The sequence below is a fragment of the Pseudomonas svalbardensis genome, from assembly GCF_030053115.1.
GTDB lineage: Bacteria > Pseudomonadota > Gammaproteobacteria > Pseudomonadales > Pseudomonadaceae > Aquipseudomonas > Aquipseudomonas svalbardensis.
On the sequence record NZ_CP125619.1, the window covers coordinates 1213729 to 1229803 of the forward strand.

The following is a 16075-nucleotide window of genomic DNA, read 5'->3' on the forward strand; positions in this document are numbered from 1 at the left end:
TTCGGCGTGCTGCCAATAACAAAAAACTACAGCGGAAGAACAAGCATGAGCCACGACTACCCGAACATCGCCAGCGAGCTGCTGCAAAGCCTCGGTGGCAGCGACAACCTCGAGCAGGCCGCGCACTGCGTCACCCGCCTGCGCCTGGCCCTAAAGGACCCGAGCCTGGTCGACAGCGCCACGCTGAACCAGATTGATCTGGTCAAAGGTTCGTTCTTCACCGGTGGCCTGTTTCAGGTGGTTATCGGCCCTGGCGAGGTTGAAAAGGTCTACGCCGAACTGCGCCGTCAAACCGGTCTCGCGGCTTCAACCATCGCCGACGTTAAACAAAAAAGCGCCGACAAGATCAACGCGATGCAGCGCCTGGTGCGGGTGTTTTCCGACGTCTTCATGCCAATCCTCCCGGCGTTGATCATTGCCGGCCTGCTGATGGGCATCAACAACCTGATTGGCGCCAAGGGCATGTTCATCGAGGGCCAGACCCTGCTCGACGCCTATCCGAAGCTTGACGGGCTCTGGAGTCTGATCAACCTCATGGCCAATACCTCGTTTGTGTTCCTCCCGGCGCTGGTGGGCTGGTCGGCGGCCAAACGGTTTGGCGGCAGCGAAATCCTCGGCATCGTGCTCGGCCTGATGCTCGTTCACCCTGATTTGCTCAATGCCTGGAACTATGGCAAAGCGGTGGCCGGGCTGGATGGGCAGAGCCTGCCCTACTTCGACATCCTCGGGTTGTTCCAGATCGAGAAGGTTGGCTATCAAGGACAGATCTTGCCGATCCTGCTGGCGGCCTATGTGATGAGCGTCATCGAAAAATGGCTGCGGGCGCGGGTGCCGAACGCGATTCAATTGCTGGTCGTACCGATCACCACCATTGTCGTCACCGGCGTGCTGGCGCTGGCAGTGATCGGCCCGGTGACCCGGCATCTGGGGATTCTCATCACCGAAGGTGTGGTCATGCTGTTCGACCTGGCGCCGATGGTCGGCGGTGCGATTTTCGGTCTGCTCTACGCGCCGCTGGTGATCACCGGCATGCACCACATGTTCCTCGCGGTCGACTTGCAGCTGATCTCCACCCAGGGCGGCACCTTTATCTGGCCGATGATCGTCATGTCCAACCTGGCCCAGGGCAGCGCGGCACTGGCGGTGTTCTACATGACCCGTAACGTGCGGGATAAAAGCATGGCATCGACCTCGGCGATTTCCGCGTACTTCGGCATCACCGAACCGGCCATGTTCGGGGTCAACCTGCGCTACAAATTTCCGTTTTACGCAGCCCTGATCGGTTCGGCCATGGGTTGTATCTTCCTGTCGCTGAACAAGGTCCAGGCCTCGGCGATCGGCGTCGGCGGCTTGCCCGGTTTTATCTCGATCATTCCGCAGTTCATTCCGTTATTCGTGATCGGGATGGTCATTGCCATGGTCGTGCCGTTTGTTCTGACCTGCGGATTGAGCATGAAGATTGTTCGGCCTGGGTATCGGGTCGCCTGACGGTCGCCACATCAATTTGTTGAAGGAATCCCGCCATGCAAGACTGGCAACGTTCGGTGATCTACCAGATCTACCCGAAGAGTTTTCACAGCCACGCCGGCAACCCCACGGGTGATTTGCTTGGCGTTGTGGCTAAACTCGATTACCTGCACTGGCTGGGTGTCGATTGCCTGTGGATCACGCCGTTCCTGCGCTCACCCCAACGCGACAATGGCTACGACATCAGCGATTACTACGCCATCGACCCGAGCTACGGGACCATGGCCGATTGCGAGTTATTGATCGCCGAGGCCGGCAAGCGCGGGATCAAGCTGATGCTCGATATCGTGGTCAACCACACTTCCATCGAGCACACCTGGTTCCAGCAGGCCCGCAGCAGCCTCGACAACCCATACCGCGATTTCTACATCTGGCGCGACCAGCCGAACAACTGGGAATCCAAGTTCGGTGGCTCGGCATGGGAGTACGAAGCCCAGACCGGTCAGTATTTCCTGCACCTGTTCGACCACACTCAGGCCGACCTGAACTGGGACAACCCCAAGGTGCGCGCCGAAGTCTTCAAGATGATGCGTTTCTGGCGCGACAAGGGCGTAGGCGGGTTCCGTCTGGACGTGATCAACCTGATCTCCAAGCCGGCGGACTTCCCCGAGGACAACACCGACGGTCGACGCTTCTACACCGATGGCCCGAACGTGCATGAGTACTTGCAGCAAATGCACCGTGAAGTCTTCGAAGGCCATGACCTGATCAACGTCGGCGAGATGTCTTCCACCAGCCTGGAACACTGCATTCGTTACTCGCGGCCAGAGTCGAAAGAGCTGTCGATGACCTTCAATTTCCATCACCTGAAGGTTGATTACCCGAACCTGCAGAAGTGGATTCGTGCCGATTTCGATTTCCTCGAACTCAAGCGCATTCTCTCCGACTGGCAAACCGGCATGCAGGCCGGCGGTGGCTGGAATGCGTTGTTCTGGTGTAACCACGACCAGCCAAGGGTGGTCTCGCGTTTTGGTCATGACGGCGAATATCGCGTGCTCTCGGCGAAGATGCTCGGCACGGCGCTGCATTTCCTCCAGGGCACGCCGTTCGTGTACCAGGGCGAGGAACTGGGCATGACCAATCCGGGTTTCGATCACATCGATCAGTACCGCGATGTCGAGACGCTGAACATCTTCCGGCTCAAGCGCGAGGCGGGTGCGAGCGACGCCGACAACATGGCGGCGATCATGCAGAAGTCCCGGGACAACGGCCGTACGCCGATGCACTGGAATGCCGAGCCCAACGCGGGTTTCAGCGCTGGTGAACCGTGGATCGGTGTGCCGGCCAACGCCACGCAGATCAACGTTGCCGCCCAACTCGATGACCCGGATTCGGTGCTTCATCACTACCGCCAACTGATCGCTCTGCGCCGCAGTGAAGCGTTGATGTCCGACGGCGTTTACCGGCAACTGTTGCCCGAGCACACGCAAATCTGGGCGTACGTGCGTGAGGGCAATGGCGAACGGTTACTGGTGTTGAACAACTTCTACGGCACAACCTGTGAAGTCGTATTGCCGAATGAAGTGATCAGCGAGGCGATGACGCAGCGGTTGGTGATCAGCAACTACCCGGACTGTCCGCCGCGTAATCGGCAGGTGTTTTTACGGCCCTTTGAGTCGTTCGTTCTGCACCTGACCAACCACTAAAAAACACTGTTTTAAAACAACACGCAGAACGCTGCGCGGGGGAGTTTTGCGCGCCGATTTTGCCGCTGAACACAATAAAAATAATGGGGTGGTTCTTGAAAACAACAATAAATCGCAGTCTTGCGGCCGCGAGCGTATGCCTGGTTTTGCCTCTTTCGGCCCAGGCGCTGGAGTTCGCCGGTTACTTGCGCAGCGGCGTCGGGACCTCGGTCAACAGCGGTAAACAGCAGTGTTTCCAACTGCCGGGTGCGCAGACCAAATACCGCTTGGGCAACGAGTGTGAGCAGTACGCGGAGCTGGAACTACGACAGGATTTGTACACGCTGGATGACGGTTCGGTGCTGAGCGTCGATGGCATGGCGTCGCTGTATAACCAGTACGACAAGGACCTGACGTTCAACGGTGACAATGGCTCGGTGCGCTTGCCGCAGGCGTACGTGCAATGGTCGAACATGCCCAGCCTCAACGGCGGTTCGCTGTGGGCCGGTCGGCGTTACTACAAACGGAACGATATTCACATTTCCGACTTCTACTATTGGAACCAGAGCGCCACCGGCGGCGGTATCGAGGACGTGCTGATCGGCGATCTGAAATACAGCTATGCCTTCTCGCGCAAGGACAACCTGTACCAGAAGGACTACATCAACCGTCACGACTTCAACGTCGCTGGTTTCAACACCAACCCCGGCGGTGAACTGGAGTTTGGCCTGAGTTACATCGACAAACCCGACAGCCGCGATGCTCACCGTGGCTGGGCGATCACCACCCAGCATGTGCAGAAAGGTTTTCTGGGCGGCAAGAACAAACTGGCTTTCCAGTACGGCGAAGGTCCCGGCACCGGGTTGGGTTATACCGGTAACGTAAAGCTGGACGACAGCAACAAAAGTTACCGGGTGGTGGAGTTCTTCGACTGGCAGGTGACGCCGCGATTTGGCGGGCAAGTCGAGGCGGTTTACCAGAAAGACATTCGCCCGGACGGATCGGACCAGAACTGGATTTCCCTGGGCGTTCGCCCGACTTATGCGCTCACCGAGCAGTTCAAACTGGTGACCGAACTGGGTCACGATCAGGTCGAAGCCACGGGCGGCACGCGCAAGCTGAGCAAGTTCACCTTCGCCCCGACCTGGTCGCCCAAAGGTCCGGAATTCTGGGCGCGCCCCGAGGTGCGTCTGTATTACACCTATGCCAGCTGGAACGAGGCGGCCAAACGGGCGGCCAATGAACTGGCGCAGGGTTCGGCATTGTCCGACACCGGCGCCTTTGGCACGGCGCGACACGGTTCGAATGTCGGATTGCAGGTCGAGTACTGGTGGAAATAAGCGATGCTGTCGGAGCCTCGCGCTCCATCGGCACTTCAAAGAACAAAACAGCAGGTGACGTCATGGCCACACCCCAACAATTGCAACTGCACGCGCCCCTGTCCGGCGTATTGATGCCACTGGACTTCGTGCCCGATCCGGTGTTTTCCAGCCGCGTGATCGGCGATGGCCTGTGCATCGATCCGACTTCAACGACGTTGTGCGCGCCGCTGGCAGGGGTTGTCAGCAATGTGCAGGCCAGCGGGCATGCGATCAGCATCACCGGCGAAAATGGCGTGCAGGTGTTGATGCACATTGGCCTCGACACGGTGAACCTGGCCGGGAAGGGGTTCACGCGGTTGGTGGAGGAGGGCGAGCAGGTTGACGTTGGGCAGTCGCTGATCGAGTTCGATGCCGATTACATCGCCTTGCATGCGCGCAGTTTGTTGACTTTGATGCTGGTGGTCAGTGCCGAGCCCTTCACTTGGCTGGTACCTGAAACGGGTCTGGTGGACAGCGGCCAACCGTTGTTGGGTTTGAATACGGCCGATCAGATGACGGATGAAGTGGTGCCGGAGGAGGGCGAGGCGCTGTTCTCCAAACCGGTGACGCTGGCCAACCCGAACGGCTTGCACGCCCGCCCGGCGGCGGTGTTCGCTCAGGCCGCCAAGAGGTTTTCAGCGAGTATTTTCCTGCATAAACAGCAGGTCAGCGTGAACGCGAAATCCCTGGTGGCGATCATGACGTTGCAGACCGCTCACGGTGACGTTGTGCAAGTCAGCGCGGCCGGCCCGGATGCTGAAGCGGCGATCAAGACGCTGGCCGAGCTGCTGCTGACTGGATGCGGTGAAGCGGTGGCGGCCTCGGCGCAGGTGCAGGTGCAGGCGGATGCGATTGCGGCTTTATCGCTGACGGTGTTGCGTGGGGTTTGCGCATCGGCCGGATCGGCGTTTGGCCAAGTGGTGCAGATAGCCGAACAACACCTGGAAGTGAATGAACTCGGCGCCACACCGCAGGTTGAACGCGATCATCTGTCCCGCGGCTTGGCCGAGGCGCTGGTGGCCCTGCAACAGTTGCGTGACAACGCCATTGGCAGCGCGCAGGCAGACATCTTCAAGGCTCACCAGGAACTGCTCGAAGACCCGGGTTTGTTGGAAGTGGCTCACGTGCTGATCGACGAAGGCAAAAGTGCCGGGTTCGCCTGGCGCGCGGCCACCGAGTCGGCGGCAACCTTGTTCAAAAGCCTGGGCAATGCCTTGCTGGCGGAGCGGGCGGCGGATCTGGCCGATGTCGGCCAGCGAGTGCTCAAGCTGATCCTCGGCATACAGGATCAGGCGATGGAGCTGCCTGAGGGGGCGATCCTGATCGCCGAACAACTGACGCCGTCACAGACCGCCGGGCTCGATACCCGCAAGGTACTGGGGTTCGCCACGGTCGGTGGCGGCGCTACCAGCCACGTCGCGATTCTCGCTCGGGCGTCCGGATTACCGGCGATCTGCGGGTTGCCCGTTCAGGTGCTGGCGCTGGTCAATGGCACTCAAGTATTGCTCGACGCCGACAAGGGCGAGCTGCATCTGGCCCCGGACCTGGCAGCCATCGAGCAGCTGCAAGCCAATCGTCAGCGCCAGCAGAAGCGCCATCAACATGAGTTGGCGCACGCTGCGCTGGCGGCTTGTACCCGCGATGGTCACCACTTTGAAGTGACGGCCAACATCGCCTCGCTGGCTGAAGCGGAGCAGGCCATGGCACTGGGAGGCGAGGGCGTCGGATTGCTGCGTTCGGAGTTTCTTTATCTGGATCGCAATCATGCGCCGAGCCATGACGAACAGGCATCCACCTACAGCGCCATCGCCCGCGCCTTGGGGCCGGCGCGCAATCTGGTGGTGCGGACTTTGGATGTCGGCGGCGACAAACCGTTGGCCTACGTGCTGATGGACAGCGAAACCAACCCGTTCCTCGGCATGCGCGGAATTCGATTGTGTCTGGAGCGCCCGCAGCTGTTGCGCGACCAGTTCAAGGCGATCCTGAGCAGCGCCGGGCTGGCCCGTCTGCACATCATGTTGCCCATGGTCACGCAGCTATCGGAGTTGCGACGGGCCCGGCAGTTGCTTGAGGAAGAGGCGCTGTCATTGGGGCTCACTGACCTGCCGAAACTGGGGATCATGATCGAAGTGCCGGCAGCAGCCCTGATGGCGGATCTGTTTGCGCCCGAGGTGGATTTCTTCTCGATCGGCACCAACGACCTGACCCAATACACCCTGGCCATGGATCGCGATCATCCGCGCCTGGCCAGTCAGGCCGACAGCTTTCATCCGTCGGTGCTGCGTTTGATTGCCAGCACCGTGAAGGCTGCCCACGCCCATGGCAAATGGGTCGGCGTGTGTGGCGCCATGGCGTCCGAGACGCTGGCGGTGCCGCTGCTGCTGGGATTGGGGGTGGATGAACTGTCGGTGAGCGTGCCGTTGATTCCGGCGATCAAAGCGGCGGTTCGCGAAGTGGATCTGGTGGACTGCCAGGCCATCGCCCAGCAGGTGCTGGGGCTGGAAAGCGCCGAGCAAGTGCGCGAGGCGTTGCGGCTGTATCACGAGGCGACGGTCGATACTTCACGGGTACTGGAGAACTGAGCATGTTCGAGAAAATGCAGCGGGCGTTCTGGAAAGCGTTGACTCCGGACCTGATCGTGGATGAGCCGAAAGTGGTTGCTCAGCCTGTTTCTGGTCTGGCCCCGGAAATCGTCGCCGCACTGGGCGGAATGGATAACCTCAAGTCGCAGCAGCCGGTGGCACTGACCCGGGTTCGGGTGAAGTTGCGGGATGTTGGGCGGATGGATCGGCAGGCTTTAAATATGGCAGGTGTACCTGGAGTCATGGTGCTGGACGAAGGCGTTGTGCATTTGTTGATGGGGTTGGTGGTCGCCGGACGTTAGTTGATCAGCTTCAAGAACCACCCCTCACCCCAGCCCTCTCCCCAACGGGGAGAGGGGGAAAGGGAGCTGATCTTCATGGTTTTCAAGCCTGAGTTCGACTCGATTTCTCAGGTCGATGTAGCTCAAGAACAACTCGGTCAGTCCCCTCTACCCCCTAGGGAGAGGGTTAGGGTGAGGGGTGGCCTTTGAACTTGTCCCAGAACGCCGCGCCGCCCTTACTGTTTCTCAACCGCAGGTGTATCGTATTCGCCTTTTACAGGCCCCAGGCCTGTCGCTGATACGTGAGGTAGTTGAGTTCATGTCCTTTACCCGTCGCCAAATCCTCGGTGGCCTGGCCGGTCTTGTTGTCGTTGGTGTCGGAGCGGGGGGCGCGTCGCGGTACTGGTTGGGCAAGATGGCCGACGCCGACGCGGGCCACGACTATGAGCTGATCGCCGCACCGCTGGACGTTGAACTGGTGGCCGGGCACAAGACCGAAGCTTGGGCCTTCGGCCCGTCGGCGCCGGGCACCGAGTTGCGCGTGCGTCAGGGCGAATGGCTGCGGGTACGTTTCATCAACCACCTGCCGGTGGCGACCACCATTCACTGGCACGGCATCCGCCTGCCGCTGGAAATGGACGGGGTGCCCTACGTCTCGCAGCTTCCAGTGCTGCCAGGCGAATATTTCGACTACAAATTCCGCGTGCCCGACGCCGGCAGCTACTGGTATCACCCGCATGTGAACAGCAGCGAAGAACTCGGACGCGGGCTGGTCGGCCCGTTGATCATCGAAGAGCGCGAGCCTACCGGCTTCAAGTACGAAAAGACTTTGAGCCTCAAGAGCTGGCACGTCGATGAAGAGGGCGCTTTTGTTGCGTTCAGCATTCCTCGCGAAGCGGCCCGTGGTGGCACGGCGGGGCGCCTGTCGACCATCAACGGTGTCTCGCAAGCGGTGATCGAGTTGCCCGCTGGGCAGATCACCCGGGTGCGCCTGCTCAACCTCGATAACACTCTGACTTACCGCCTCAACATTCCAGGCGTCGAAGCGCAGATCTACGCGCTGGACGGCAACCCGATCGAACCGCGCCCGTTGGGCAAGGAATACTGGCTCGGCCCGGGCATGCGTATCTGTCTGGCGATCAAGGCACCGCCGGCCGGTGAAGAACTGTCCCTGCGCAATGGCCCGGTACGACTGGGCACGTTCCGTTCGGTAGCGAACACCGATACACCGACCGAATGGCCACCCGCGTTGCCCGCCAACCCGGTGGCCGAGCCGGACCTGGCCAATGCCGAGAAACTAAACTTCAATTTCGAATGGGTAGGCTCAGTGTCGGTGAACGTCGACAATGGCAAGCCGCCGAGCCTGTGGCAGATCAACGGCAAGGCCTGGGACATCACCGACAAAACCTGCGCCGACCGCCCGATTGCCAAGCTCGAGAAGGGCAAGAGCTACATTTTTGAATTGAAGAACATGACTCAGTATCAACACCCGATTCATCTGCACGGCATGAGCTTCAAGGTCATTGCCTCGAACCGGCACAAGGTCATACCGTACTTCACTGACACCTACTTGCTCGGCAAAAACGAGCGCGCGCAAGTCGCGCTGGTGGCGGATAACCCTGGGATCTGGATGTTCCACTGCCATGTGATCGACCACATGGAAACCGGCCTGATGGCCGCCATCGAGGTGGTGTGATGCGTCAGATACGCCCGACAGCAATCATCGACCGCAGCCGTGATCGTGACTTCATGCGCGAAGCCCTGACCCTGGCCGCCCAAGGCGCGGCGCTCGGTGAAGTGCCGGTGGGCGCGGTGCTGGTTCAGGATGGTGAAATCATCGGTCGGGGTTTCAATTGCCCGATCAGCGGTAATGATCCGAGCGCCCATGCCGAGATGGTCGCGATCCGCGCTGCCGCGTTGGCGGCCAGCAACTATCGTCTGCCCGGCAGCACGCTCTACGTGACGCTTGAGCCGTGCAGCATGTGCGCCGGGCTGATCGTGCATTCGCGGATTGCGCGGGTGGTGTACGGGGCGCTGGAGCCGAAGGCCGGGATTGTGCAGAGCCAGGGGCAGTTTTTTACCCAGGGATTTTTGAATCACCGGGTGCTGTATGAAGGCGGGGTGTTGGCTGAGGAATGCGGGGCGGTGTTGAGTGAGTTCTTCAAGGCCCGACGCGCAAAGCCTTCAGACTAGATACAAAACCAATGTGGGAGCGAGCCTGCTCGCGATAGCGATCTGTCATTCAACCTCATCGTTGACTGTCAGGCCTTCATCGCGAGCAGGCTCGCTCCCACAGGTTTCTTCGGTGTTTGGGGGACTGTGACGCTACTTACGGGCGACGATCACGGCGCGCATCGGCGCCGGCAGCCCTTCAACCGTCTTGCTGTGATCTTCCGGGTCAAGGAAATCGCTCAGCGACTGATACTTCATCCACTCTGTCCCGCGCTGTTCCTCGACCGTCGTCACGCTCACGTCCACACAGCGAACATCCGTGAACCCGGCCCGGCGCAGCCACAGCTCCAGCGCCGGTACTGACGGCAGGAACCACACGTTACGCATCTGCGCATAACGGTCTTCCGGCACCAATACCTGTTGCTGATCACCTTCAATCACCAGGGTCTCCAGCACCAACTCGCCGCCTTTGACCAGGCAATCCTTCAGCGCCAGCAAATGCTCGATCGGCGAGCGGCGGTGATAGAACACCCCCATGGAAAACACCGTGTCGAAGCCTTCCATGTTCGGCGGCAGGTCTTCGAACGGGAACGGCAGGTGCCAGGCATTGGGTTCGGACAGGTAACGCTGCACCGCCTGGAACTGACAGAAGAACAGCCAGTTCGGGTCGACACCAATCACGCTATCGGCCCCGGCGCCGAGCATGCGCCACATGTAGTAGCCATTGCCGCAGCCGACATCGAGGATGCGTTTACCCTTCAGATCCAGATGCGGTGCAACCCGCGACCACTTCCAGTCCGAACGCCATTCAGTATCGACGTGCACACCAAACAAATCGAACGGCCCTTTGCGCCACGGTGACAGTCCCATCAGCGCGATGCGCATTTGCGCACGGGTTTCGTCGTCGCAATCGGTGTCCAGCGTCAGGCCGTTAAGCAGATCGACTTCGCTCGGCTGAATCTTCGGTAAAGCGTCCAGCGCACTCTGCCAGCGCTCCAGATCGCCGTGACCCTTTTCCATTTTCTTGTCGAGCTGACGCTGCAGGGTGTTGGCCCAGTCGGCCAGCGGTGTGCCGGCCAGACGGCGGGCGAGGGGGGACAGATCAATCATGGCAAGGCAATCAACGAGGCAAAGTTAAGACACTGGAACCACGGCACGACTTTCGAGAACCCGGCGGCCAACAGGCGCTCACGGTGTTCTTCGAGGCTGTCGGGCTTCATGACGTTTTCGATGGCGCTGCGCTTTTGGGCGATCTCGAGTTCGCTGTAGCCGTTGGCGCGTTTGAACGCGACGTGCAGGTCAGTGAGCAGCGCATGTTCTTCAAGGTCGTTGAAGCGCAGCTTCTCCGACAGAATCAGCGCGCCACCGGGCAACAGCGATTGGTGGATACGCGAGAGCAACGCTGTGCGTTGCTCCGGGGCGATGAATTGCAAGGTGAAGTTCAGCGCCACCACCGAGGCTGGCTGGAATTCGAGGGCCAGGATGTCGCCTTCGATCACTTCCACCGGCAGCAGCTCCTGGAACATCGAGTCCTGACCATTGAGGTACTCGCGGCAGCGTTCAACCATCGCCGCCGAGTTATCCACAGCGATGACACGGCAGCCGTCAGTGCGCACATGGCGACGTAGCGCCTGCGTCACGGCGCCCAAGGACGAGCCGAGGTCGTAGAGCACGCTGTTGGGCTGGGCGAACTGCGCGGCGAGTACGCCGAGGTTTTCAACGATGGTCGGATAACCCGGCACCGAGCGCTTGATCATGTCCGGGAACACCCGCACCACGTCCTCGTTAAAGGCGAAGTCAGGCACCTGGGCCAAAGGCTGGGCGAAAAGGCGATCGGGTTCTTTGCTCACGGCGGTTCCAGCGGCATAAGTGGAAAAGGCCGGCATTTTAGCCAAATTGACGGGGGGATGCGCGGGTTGTCTGATAAACCGTGGGGGATTTGCGAAGGGGGCAGATGGGGATTTGGCTGCAGAGAGCATGTGGAAAAGACAAATGAATGACCAAGTCGAGAAGCAAGACTTGGTCATTTATTGTTTAGAGCGAGATCATCTAGGACGCATGAAAACATTGAGTTCGGCTTTGCCAGCGATGTGCAGCTCTTCGGTCCTGTTGTCTTTGCCTTTAAAGTCAAAGTTGATGAGGTAGCGCAATGCCTCGGAGTTGTTCTGGACTACTTCGACGGTAATAGTGCCGCTTTCGGGTTTGTATTGGTAAGCCGTCGTAAAGTCGGCGTTAGCTCCATTTTCATAATAAAAAAATGTCTCAAATGGAAAGTTTGAGTCTTTGGGTGAATAGGTGTCGGACTGAATGTCACTTGGGAAAACAAACATCATCCCTTTTTTGGAATCGTTAAAGCCGTTTTCATAGCTTCGACCGATATAAGCAATCAAATTGCTGTTAGTGTCTTTGTCGAACTGGATGTTTTGAGTATGAAACTTTACGCGGTTTGAAACCTTGGCTTCAATATCGCAGTTGACGCTGACAAAGGGGTCTAAAGAAAGTGTCGAATTTTTGCTTTTAAAAAGACTCATGATTTTCTTCCTTGGTTTACGCTCGTGGTTGGATAACGCCACTGGGAGAGTAAGTGGGTTAGAAAATCTGAGCTACTGTCAGAGCTGACAGGTTTTTATAACTTTTCGAGATGGTTTATCGATTTTATGGTTATGAAACCTGGCTAAGTTGCTATTTGTCCTTATTAAATGCCGAGGCTGCGATACCCCATTGTCCCAGCCAGTAGCTGAGGATGATGACGTAAGGTGCGGCATGGAACGGCGCAACAAACCGGTTGATGCCAATCACGCTGTCCGAAAACACAAACGCCACCGCACCTGCGGCCGCCAGCAGCGCCGAGCGTTTGGGCACGTCAGTGCCGAGTCGAGCCAGCGCCCGCCAAAGCATGGCGCTGATGGCCAGACCGTAGACGATCACCGGGATGAGCAGCGGACCCAGCCCATTGGAAATCAAGATCCCCAACAACACCGCGCCGACGCTCAAAGCGATGATCAGCGGTAACGGCGCCACCCGCCGGCAATCGCTCAAATAGGCTTTCAGATACGCCAAGTGGGCGACCAAAAACGCCCCAAGACCAAACACAAACAAATCCCCCGGCCACGCCAGCAACACATCGCCGAGCAGGGAGAAAATCAATCCAAGGCTGATCCAGCGGCGGTACTCGCTGGGCGGTGCGTCGTGCAACCAACCGAGCAGCGCCAATACTGGCAGCGGCTTGACCAGCAGGCAGAGCAACGCAGCGTGCACGCTCACGCCGTAGAGAAAGGTCACCGCGCCCATCAGCGCCAGAATCAGCCAGCCCACGATCAGTTAACCGAGATCGCGCAGTCGAAGGTTTCCACTGCCGGTACTTCCGGTGCCCATGGCTGTGAGTAGGTCAGGCGCAAACGGCCCGTGCCAGCGGCGAAGGACTGGAAGCGCCAGGTCGAGAGGCCGGCGCTGCCGACGATCCCCGCGTCTTGCGGATTGCTGTAGACCTCGGGGCTGAGCGCGCGCAATACGCCACCGGCCGAATCCTGGATCGCCCAGCGATAACCCGTGGTCGGGTTGCTTGGCAGGGTCAGGATCAGGTTTTGCCCGCTGTGCAGTTTTACCGGGCATTCGCTTTGTTTTTCCACGGTCACGTTCTGTTTCGGTTGCGTGGCGCACGCGGCCAGCAAGGAGAGGGCGAGGGGGACAAACACGCGGGTGGGGGACATAAGGTCAGTGGCTCCGGCGTTCACGACGAACGGCGAGCATAACTGAAGATGAGACAAAGTGTGACGGCGACAGGGAGTCATCGTCATCAGTGCCGACGCCTTCGTCGGAACGCCGCCCGGAGCCGGCTCGCTCCCACAATGGATTGCGATAACCCTGTGGGAGCGAGCCTGCTCGCGAAAGCAGTGGTGCAGGCGCTAGATGATTATCAGAACAATATCTTCGCCACATCCGCAAACCGCTTGGCAAAGTGCACGGTAATGCCTTCCTTCAGATAATCCGGCAATTCTTCAAAGCTACCGCGATTAGGCTCCGGCAGGATCAACTCGAAGATCTTTTGCCGCCGCGCTGCAATCACCTTCTCGCGCACTCCGCCAATCGGCAGTACATGCCCGGTCAGCGTCAGTTCGCCGGTCATGGCGATGCCTTTTTTCGGCGCCTGGTTTCGGGCGAGCGAGAGCAGGGCGCTGGCCATGGTTACGCCAGCACTTGGGCCGTCTTTCGGGGTGGCGCCTTCCGGGACGTGCAAGTGGACGAAGGCTTCGTCGAAGAACTTCGGATCACCGCCGAAAGACTTCAGGTTGGAACTGACGTAGCTGTAGGCGATTTCCGCCGACTCCTTCATTACATCGCCCAATTGCCCGGTGAGTTTGAAGCCACGATTCAGGGTGTGAATGCGCGTGGCTTCGATCGGCAAGGTCGCGCCGCCCATGCTGGTCCAGGCCAGCCCGGTGATGACGCCGGTACCGGACAGCACTTGCTCATTGCGGAAGACTGGATGGCCGAGTGAGGATTCGAGGTCTTTCGGGCCGAGCTTGATCACCGCTTTCGGCTCGTCGATCAGTTTCACAACGGCTTTGCGCACCAGTTTGCCCAGTTGTTTTTCCAACTGCCGCACGCCGGCTTCACGGGCGTATCCGTCGATCAACGCTTTGAGGGCGCTGTCGCTGATACTCAGGCTGCCTTTGGACACGCCGGCCTTTTCCAGTTGCTTGGGCCACAGGTGACGCTTGGCGATGGCGATTTTTTCTTCGGTGATGTAACCCGACAGGCGAATCACTTCCATCCGGTCCAGCAACGGGCCGGGGATCGAGTCCAGGGTGTTGGCGGTGCAGATGAACAGCACTTTCGACAGGTCCAGACGCAAGTCCAGGTAGTGGTCGAGGAATTCGACGTTCTGCTCCGGGTCGAGGGTTTCCAGCAGAGCCGAGGCCGGGTCGCCCTGGTAGCTCTGGCCCATCTTGTCGATCTCGTCGAGCATGATCACCGGGTTCATCACTTCGACATCTTTCAACGCATGGACGAGTTTGCCCGGCTGCGCGCCGATGTAGGTGCGGCGATGGCCCTTGATCTCGGCTTCGTCGCGCATGCCTCCGAGGCTGAAGCGGTAGAACGGCCGACCGAGGGATTCGGCGATGGATTTGCCGACACTGGTTTTACCTACGCCCGGCGGGCCGACCAGCAGCACGATGGAGCCGCTGATCTCGCCTTTGTAGGCCCCGACCGCGAGGAACTCGAGGATGCGGTCCTTGATGTCGTCGAGGCCGGCATGGTGTTTGTCCAACACCTTGCGTGCGTGCTTGAGGTCAAGTTTGTCCTCGCCGTACACGCCCCACGGCACCGAGGTTGCCCAGTCGAGGTAGTTGCGGGTGACCGCATACTCCGGCGAACCGGTTTCGAGGATCGACAGCTTGTTCATTTCCTCTTCGACGCGTTTTTGCGCTTGAGCGGGCAGAACCTTGCCTTCCAGGCGCTGTTCGAACTGCTCGATGTCGGCGCTGCGGTCGTCCTTGGTCAGGCCCAGCTCTTGCTGGATGACCTTGAGTTGTTCCTTGAGGAAGAACTCGCGCTGATGCTCGCCGATCTTGCGGTTAACTTCGGCGGAAATCTCTTTTTGCAGGCGCGCGACTTCGACTTCCTTGCGCAACATCGGCAGGACTTTTTCCATGCGTTTGAGCATGGGCACGCAGTCGAGCACTTCTTGCAGCTCGCTGCCGGTGGCCGACGTGAGGGCGGCGGCGAAGTCGGTCAGCGGCGACGGATCGTTGGGACTGAAGCGGTTGAGGTAATTCTTCAGCTCTTCGCTGTACAGCGGATTGAGCGGCAGCAGTTCCTTGATCGCGTTGATCAGCGCCATGCCGTAGGCCTTGACCTCGTCGGTCGGCTCGGTGGGCTGGTGCGGGTATTCGACTTCTACCAGGTACGGCGGGCGATGGTGCTTGAGCCAGGTGCGGATGCGCACGCGAGTCAGGCCTTGGGCGACGAATTGCAGTTTGCCGTTTTCGCGACTGGCGTGATGCACCTTGACCAGCGTGCCGTAGAGCGGCAGGGCCGAGGTGTCGAAATGACGCGGATCTTCCTGGGGCGTGTCCATGTAGAACAGGGCCAGGGAGTGGTGATCGGATTTGCTCACCAGGTCCAGCGTTTCAGCCCACGGTTCTTCATTGACGATGACCGGCAGTACTTGGGCCGGGAAGAACGGGCGGTTGTGGATCGGGATGATGTAGACCTTGTCCGGCAGGTTCTGGCCTGGCAGGGCGAGGCCTTTGCCGGTGGAGTGGTGTTCGGCGTTCTCTGGGTCGGCGTATTCGCTCGGGTCTTCAGGGAATTCTTGCTGGTCGCTCATGGGGCACCTGCGCAATTGGGTATGGGTGTTAGATGGGGCAGGTGGGGGGTGGTTTCAATGGCGATGGATATTTCAGGGTGTGTTCAGGATTTTGACAGGTCATTGCCCGATAGGACGTGCGTCCCGTCTTCAGTTTTTTCATTCGTGGTCGATAACTTATACAGAAGCTAACTTGTTGCATAAGTTTTGGCCG

13 protein-coding genes are annotated in these 16075 nt (G+C 59.4%); 7 read left to right on the forward strand and 6 right to left on the reverse strand.

From position 1 onward, the window contains the following. The first annotated feature begins 45 nt into the window (after positions 1-45). The 7 genes from treP (at position 46) to tadA (ending at position 9569) form a co-directional block, all read left to right on the forward strand. Entirely contained in the window at positions 46-1488 is a 1443-nt protein-coding gene (gene treP / locus QFX16_RS05355) for a PTS system trehalose-specific EIIBC component (RefSeq protein WP_283183104.1), read from the forward strand. Between the two features lie 35 nt (positions 1489-1523). Continuing rightward, a complete protein-coding gene (gene treC / locus QFX16_RS05360) occupies positions 1524-3173 on the forward strand; it encodes an alpha,alpha-phosphotrehalase (RefSeq protein ID WP_283183105.1) in 1650 nt (549 codons plus the stop codon). Between the two features lie 95 nt (positions 3174-3268). Further along, the gene (locus QFX16_RS05365) at positions 3269-4492 is read left to right on the forward strand and encodes a maltoporin (RefSeq protein ID WP_283183106.1); all 1224 of its coding nucleotides are present in this window, start codon (positions 3269-3271) and stop codon (positions 4490-4492) included. A 62-nt stretch (positions 4493-4554) separates the two neighbouring features. After that, positions 4555-7095: a phosphoenolpyruvate--protein phosphotransferase gene (gene ptsP, locus QFX16_RS05370; RefSeq protein WP_283183107.1), complete on the forward strand. Its 2541-nt coding sequence runs from the start codon at positions 4555-4557 to the stop codon at positions 7093-7095. A 2-nt stretch (positions 7096-7097) separates the two neighbouring features. Next, a complete protein-coding gene (locus QFX16_RS05375; protein ID WP_283183108.1) occupies positions 7098-7397 on the forward strand; it encodes a PTS sugar transporter subunit IIB in 300 nt (99 codons plus the stop codon). A gap of 298 nt (positions 7398-7695) precedes the next feature. Beyond that, positions 7696-9072 (forward strand): multicopper oxidase family protein, encoded by a 1377-nt coding sequence (locus QFX16_RS05380; RefSeq protein ID WP_283183109.1) that lies wholly within the window; start codon positions 7696-7698, stop codon positions 9070-9072. After that, complete coding sequence (gene tadA, locus QFX16_RS05385; RefSeq protein WP_283183110.1) at positions 9072-9569, forward strand: tRNA adenosine(34) deaminase TadA; 498 nt, start codon at positions 9072-9074, stop codon at positions 9567-9569. The genes QFX16_RS05380 and tadA overlap by 1 nt, the downstream gene beginning before the upstream one ends. 132 nt (positions 9570-9701) lie before the next feature. Here the strand turns inward: tadA and cmoB are convergent, their stop codons facing one another. The 6 genes from cmoB to lon all read right to left on the reverse strand — a co-directional run bounded on the left by cmoB (position 9702) and on the right by lon (position 15882). Next, positions 9702-10658 (reverse strand): tRNA 5-methoxyuridine(34)/uridine 5-oxyacetic acid(34) synthase CmoB, encoded by a 957-nt coding sequence (gene cmoB / locus QFX16_RS05390; RefSeq protein WP_283183111.1) that lies wholly within the window; start codon positions 10656-10658, stop codon positions 9702-9704. Then, positions 10655-11434 (reverse strand): carboxy-S-adenosyl-L-methionine synthase CmoA, encoded by a 780-nt coding sequence (gene cmoA, locus QFX16_RS05395; protein WP_223432750.1) that lies wholly within the window; start codon positions 11432-11434, stop codon positions 10655-10657. Before cmoA ends, cmoB begins: the two co-directional genes overlap by 4 nt. 159 nt (positions 11435-11593) lie before the next feature. Next, positions 11594-12079 carry a hypothetical protein gene (locus QFX16_RS05400; protein ID WP_283183112.1) on the reverse strand — a complete coding sequence of 162 codons (486 nt, stop codon included), beginning with the start codon at positions 12077-12079 and terminating at the stop codon, positions 11594-11596. 151 nt (positions 12080-12230) lie between these two features. Further along, a complete protein-coding gene (locus QFX16_RS05405; RefSeq protein WP_283183113.1) occupies positions 12231-12863 on the reverse strand; it encodes a lysoplasmalogenase in 633 nt (210 codons plus the stop codon). Between the two features lie 2 nt (positions 12864-12865). Further along, on the reverse strand, positions 12866-13258 hold the full coding sequence (locus QFX16_RS05410) for a protease inhibitor I42 family protein (protein WP_283183114.1): 393 nt from the start codon (positions 13256-13258) through the stop codon (positions 12866-12868). A gap of 206 nt (positions 13259-13464) precedes the next feature. Next, complete coding sequence (gene lon / locus QFX16_RS05415; protein WP_095131615.1) at positions 13465-15882, reverse strand: endopeptidase La; 2418 nt, start codon at positions 15880-15882, stop codon at positions 13465-13467. Positions 15883-16075: the final 193 nt, after the last annotated feature.

Coding starts and splice junctions, on each gene's coding strand:
- treP (WP_283183104.1), top strand. CDS start 46: ATGAGCCACGACTACCCGAACATCGCCAGCGAGCTGCTGCAAAGCCTC.
- treC (WP_283183105.1), top strand. CDS start 1,524: ATGCAAGACTGGCAACGTTCGGTGATCTACCAGATCTACCCGAAGAGT.
- ptsP (WP_283183107.1), top strand. CDS start 4,555: ATGGCCACACCCCAACAATTGCAACTGCACGCGCCCCTGTCCGGCGTA.
- QFX16_RS05375 (WP_283183108.1), top strand. CDS start 7,098: ATGTTCGAGAAAATGCAGCGGGCGTTCTGGAAAGCGTTGACTCCGGAC.
- QFX16_RS05380 (WP_283183109.1), top strand. CDS start 7,696: ATGTCCTTTACCCGTCGCCAAATCCTCGGTGGCCTGGCCGGTCTTGTT.
- tadA (WP_283183110.1), top strand. CDS start 9,072: ATGCGTCAGATACGCCCGACAGCAATCATCGACCGCAGCCGTGATCGT.
- cmoB (WP_283183111.1), bottom strand. CDS start 10,658: ATGATTGATCTGTCCCCCCTCGCCCGCCGTCTGGCCGGCACACCGCTG.
- cmoA (WP_223432750.1), bottom strand. CDS start 11,434: ATGCCGGCCTTTTCCACTTATGCCGCTGGAACCGCCGTGAGCAAAGAA.
- QFX16_RS05400 (WP_283183112.1), bottom strand. CDS start 12,079: ATGAGTCTTTTTAAAAGCAAAAATTCGACACTTTCTTTAGACCCCTTT.
- QFX16_RS05410 (WP_283183114.1), bottom strand. CDS start 13,258: ATGTCCCCCACCCGCGTGTTTGTCCCCCTCGCCCTCTCCTTGCTGGCC.
- lon (WP_095131615.1), bottom strand. CDS start 15,882: ATGAGCGACCAGCAAGAATTCCCTGAAGACCCGAGCGAATACGCCGAC.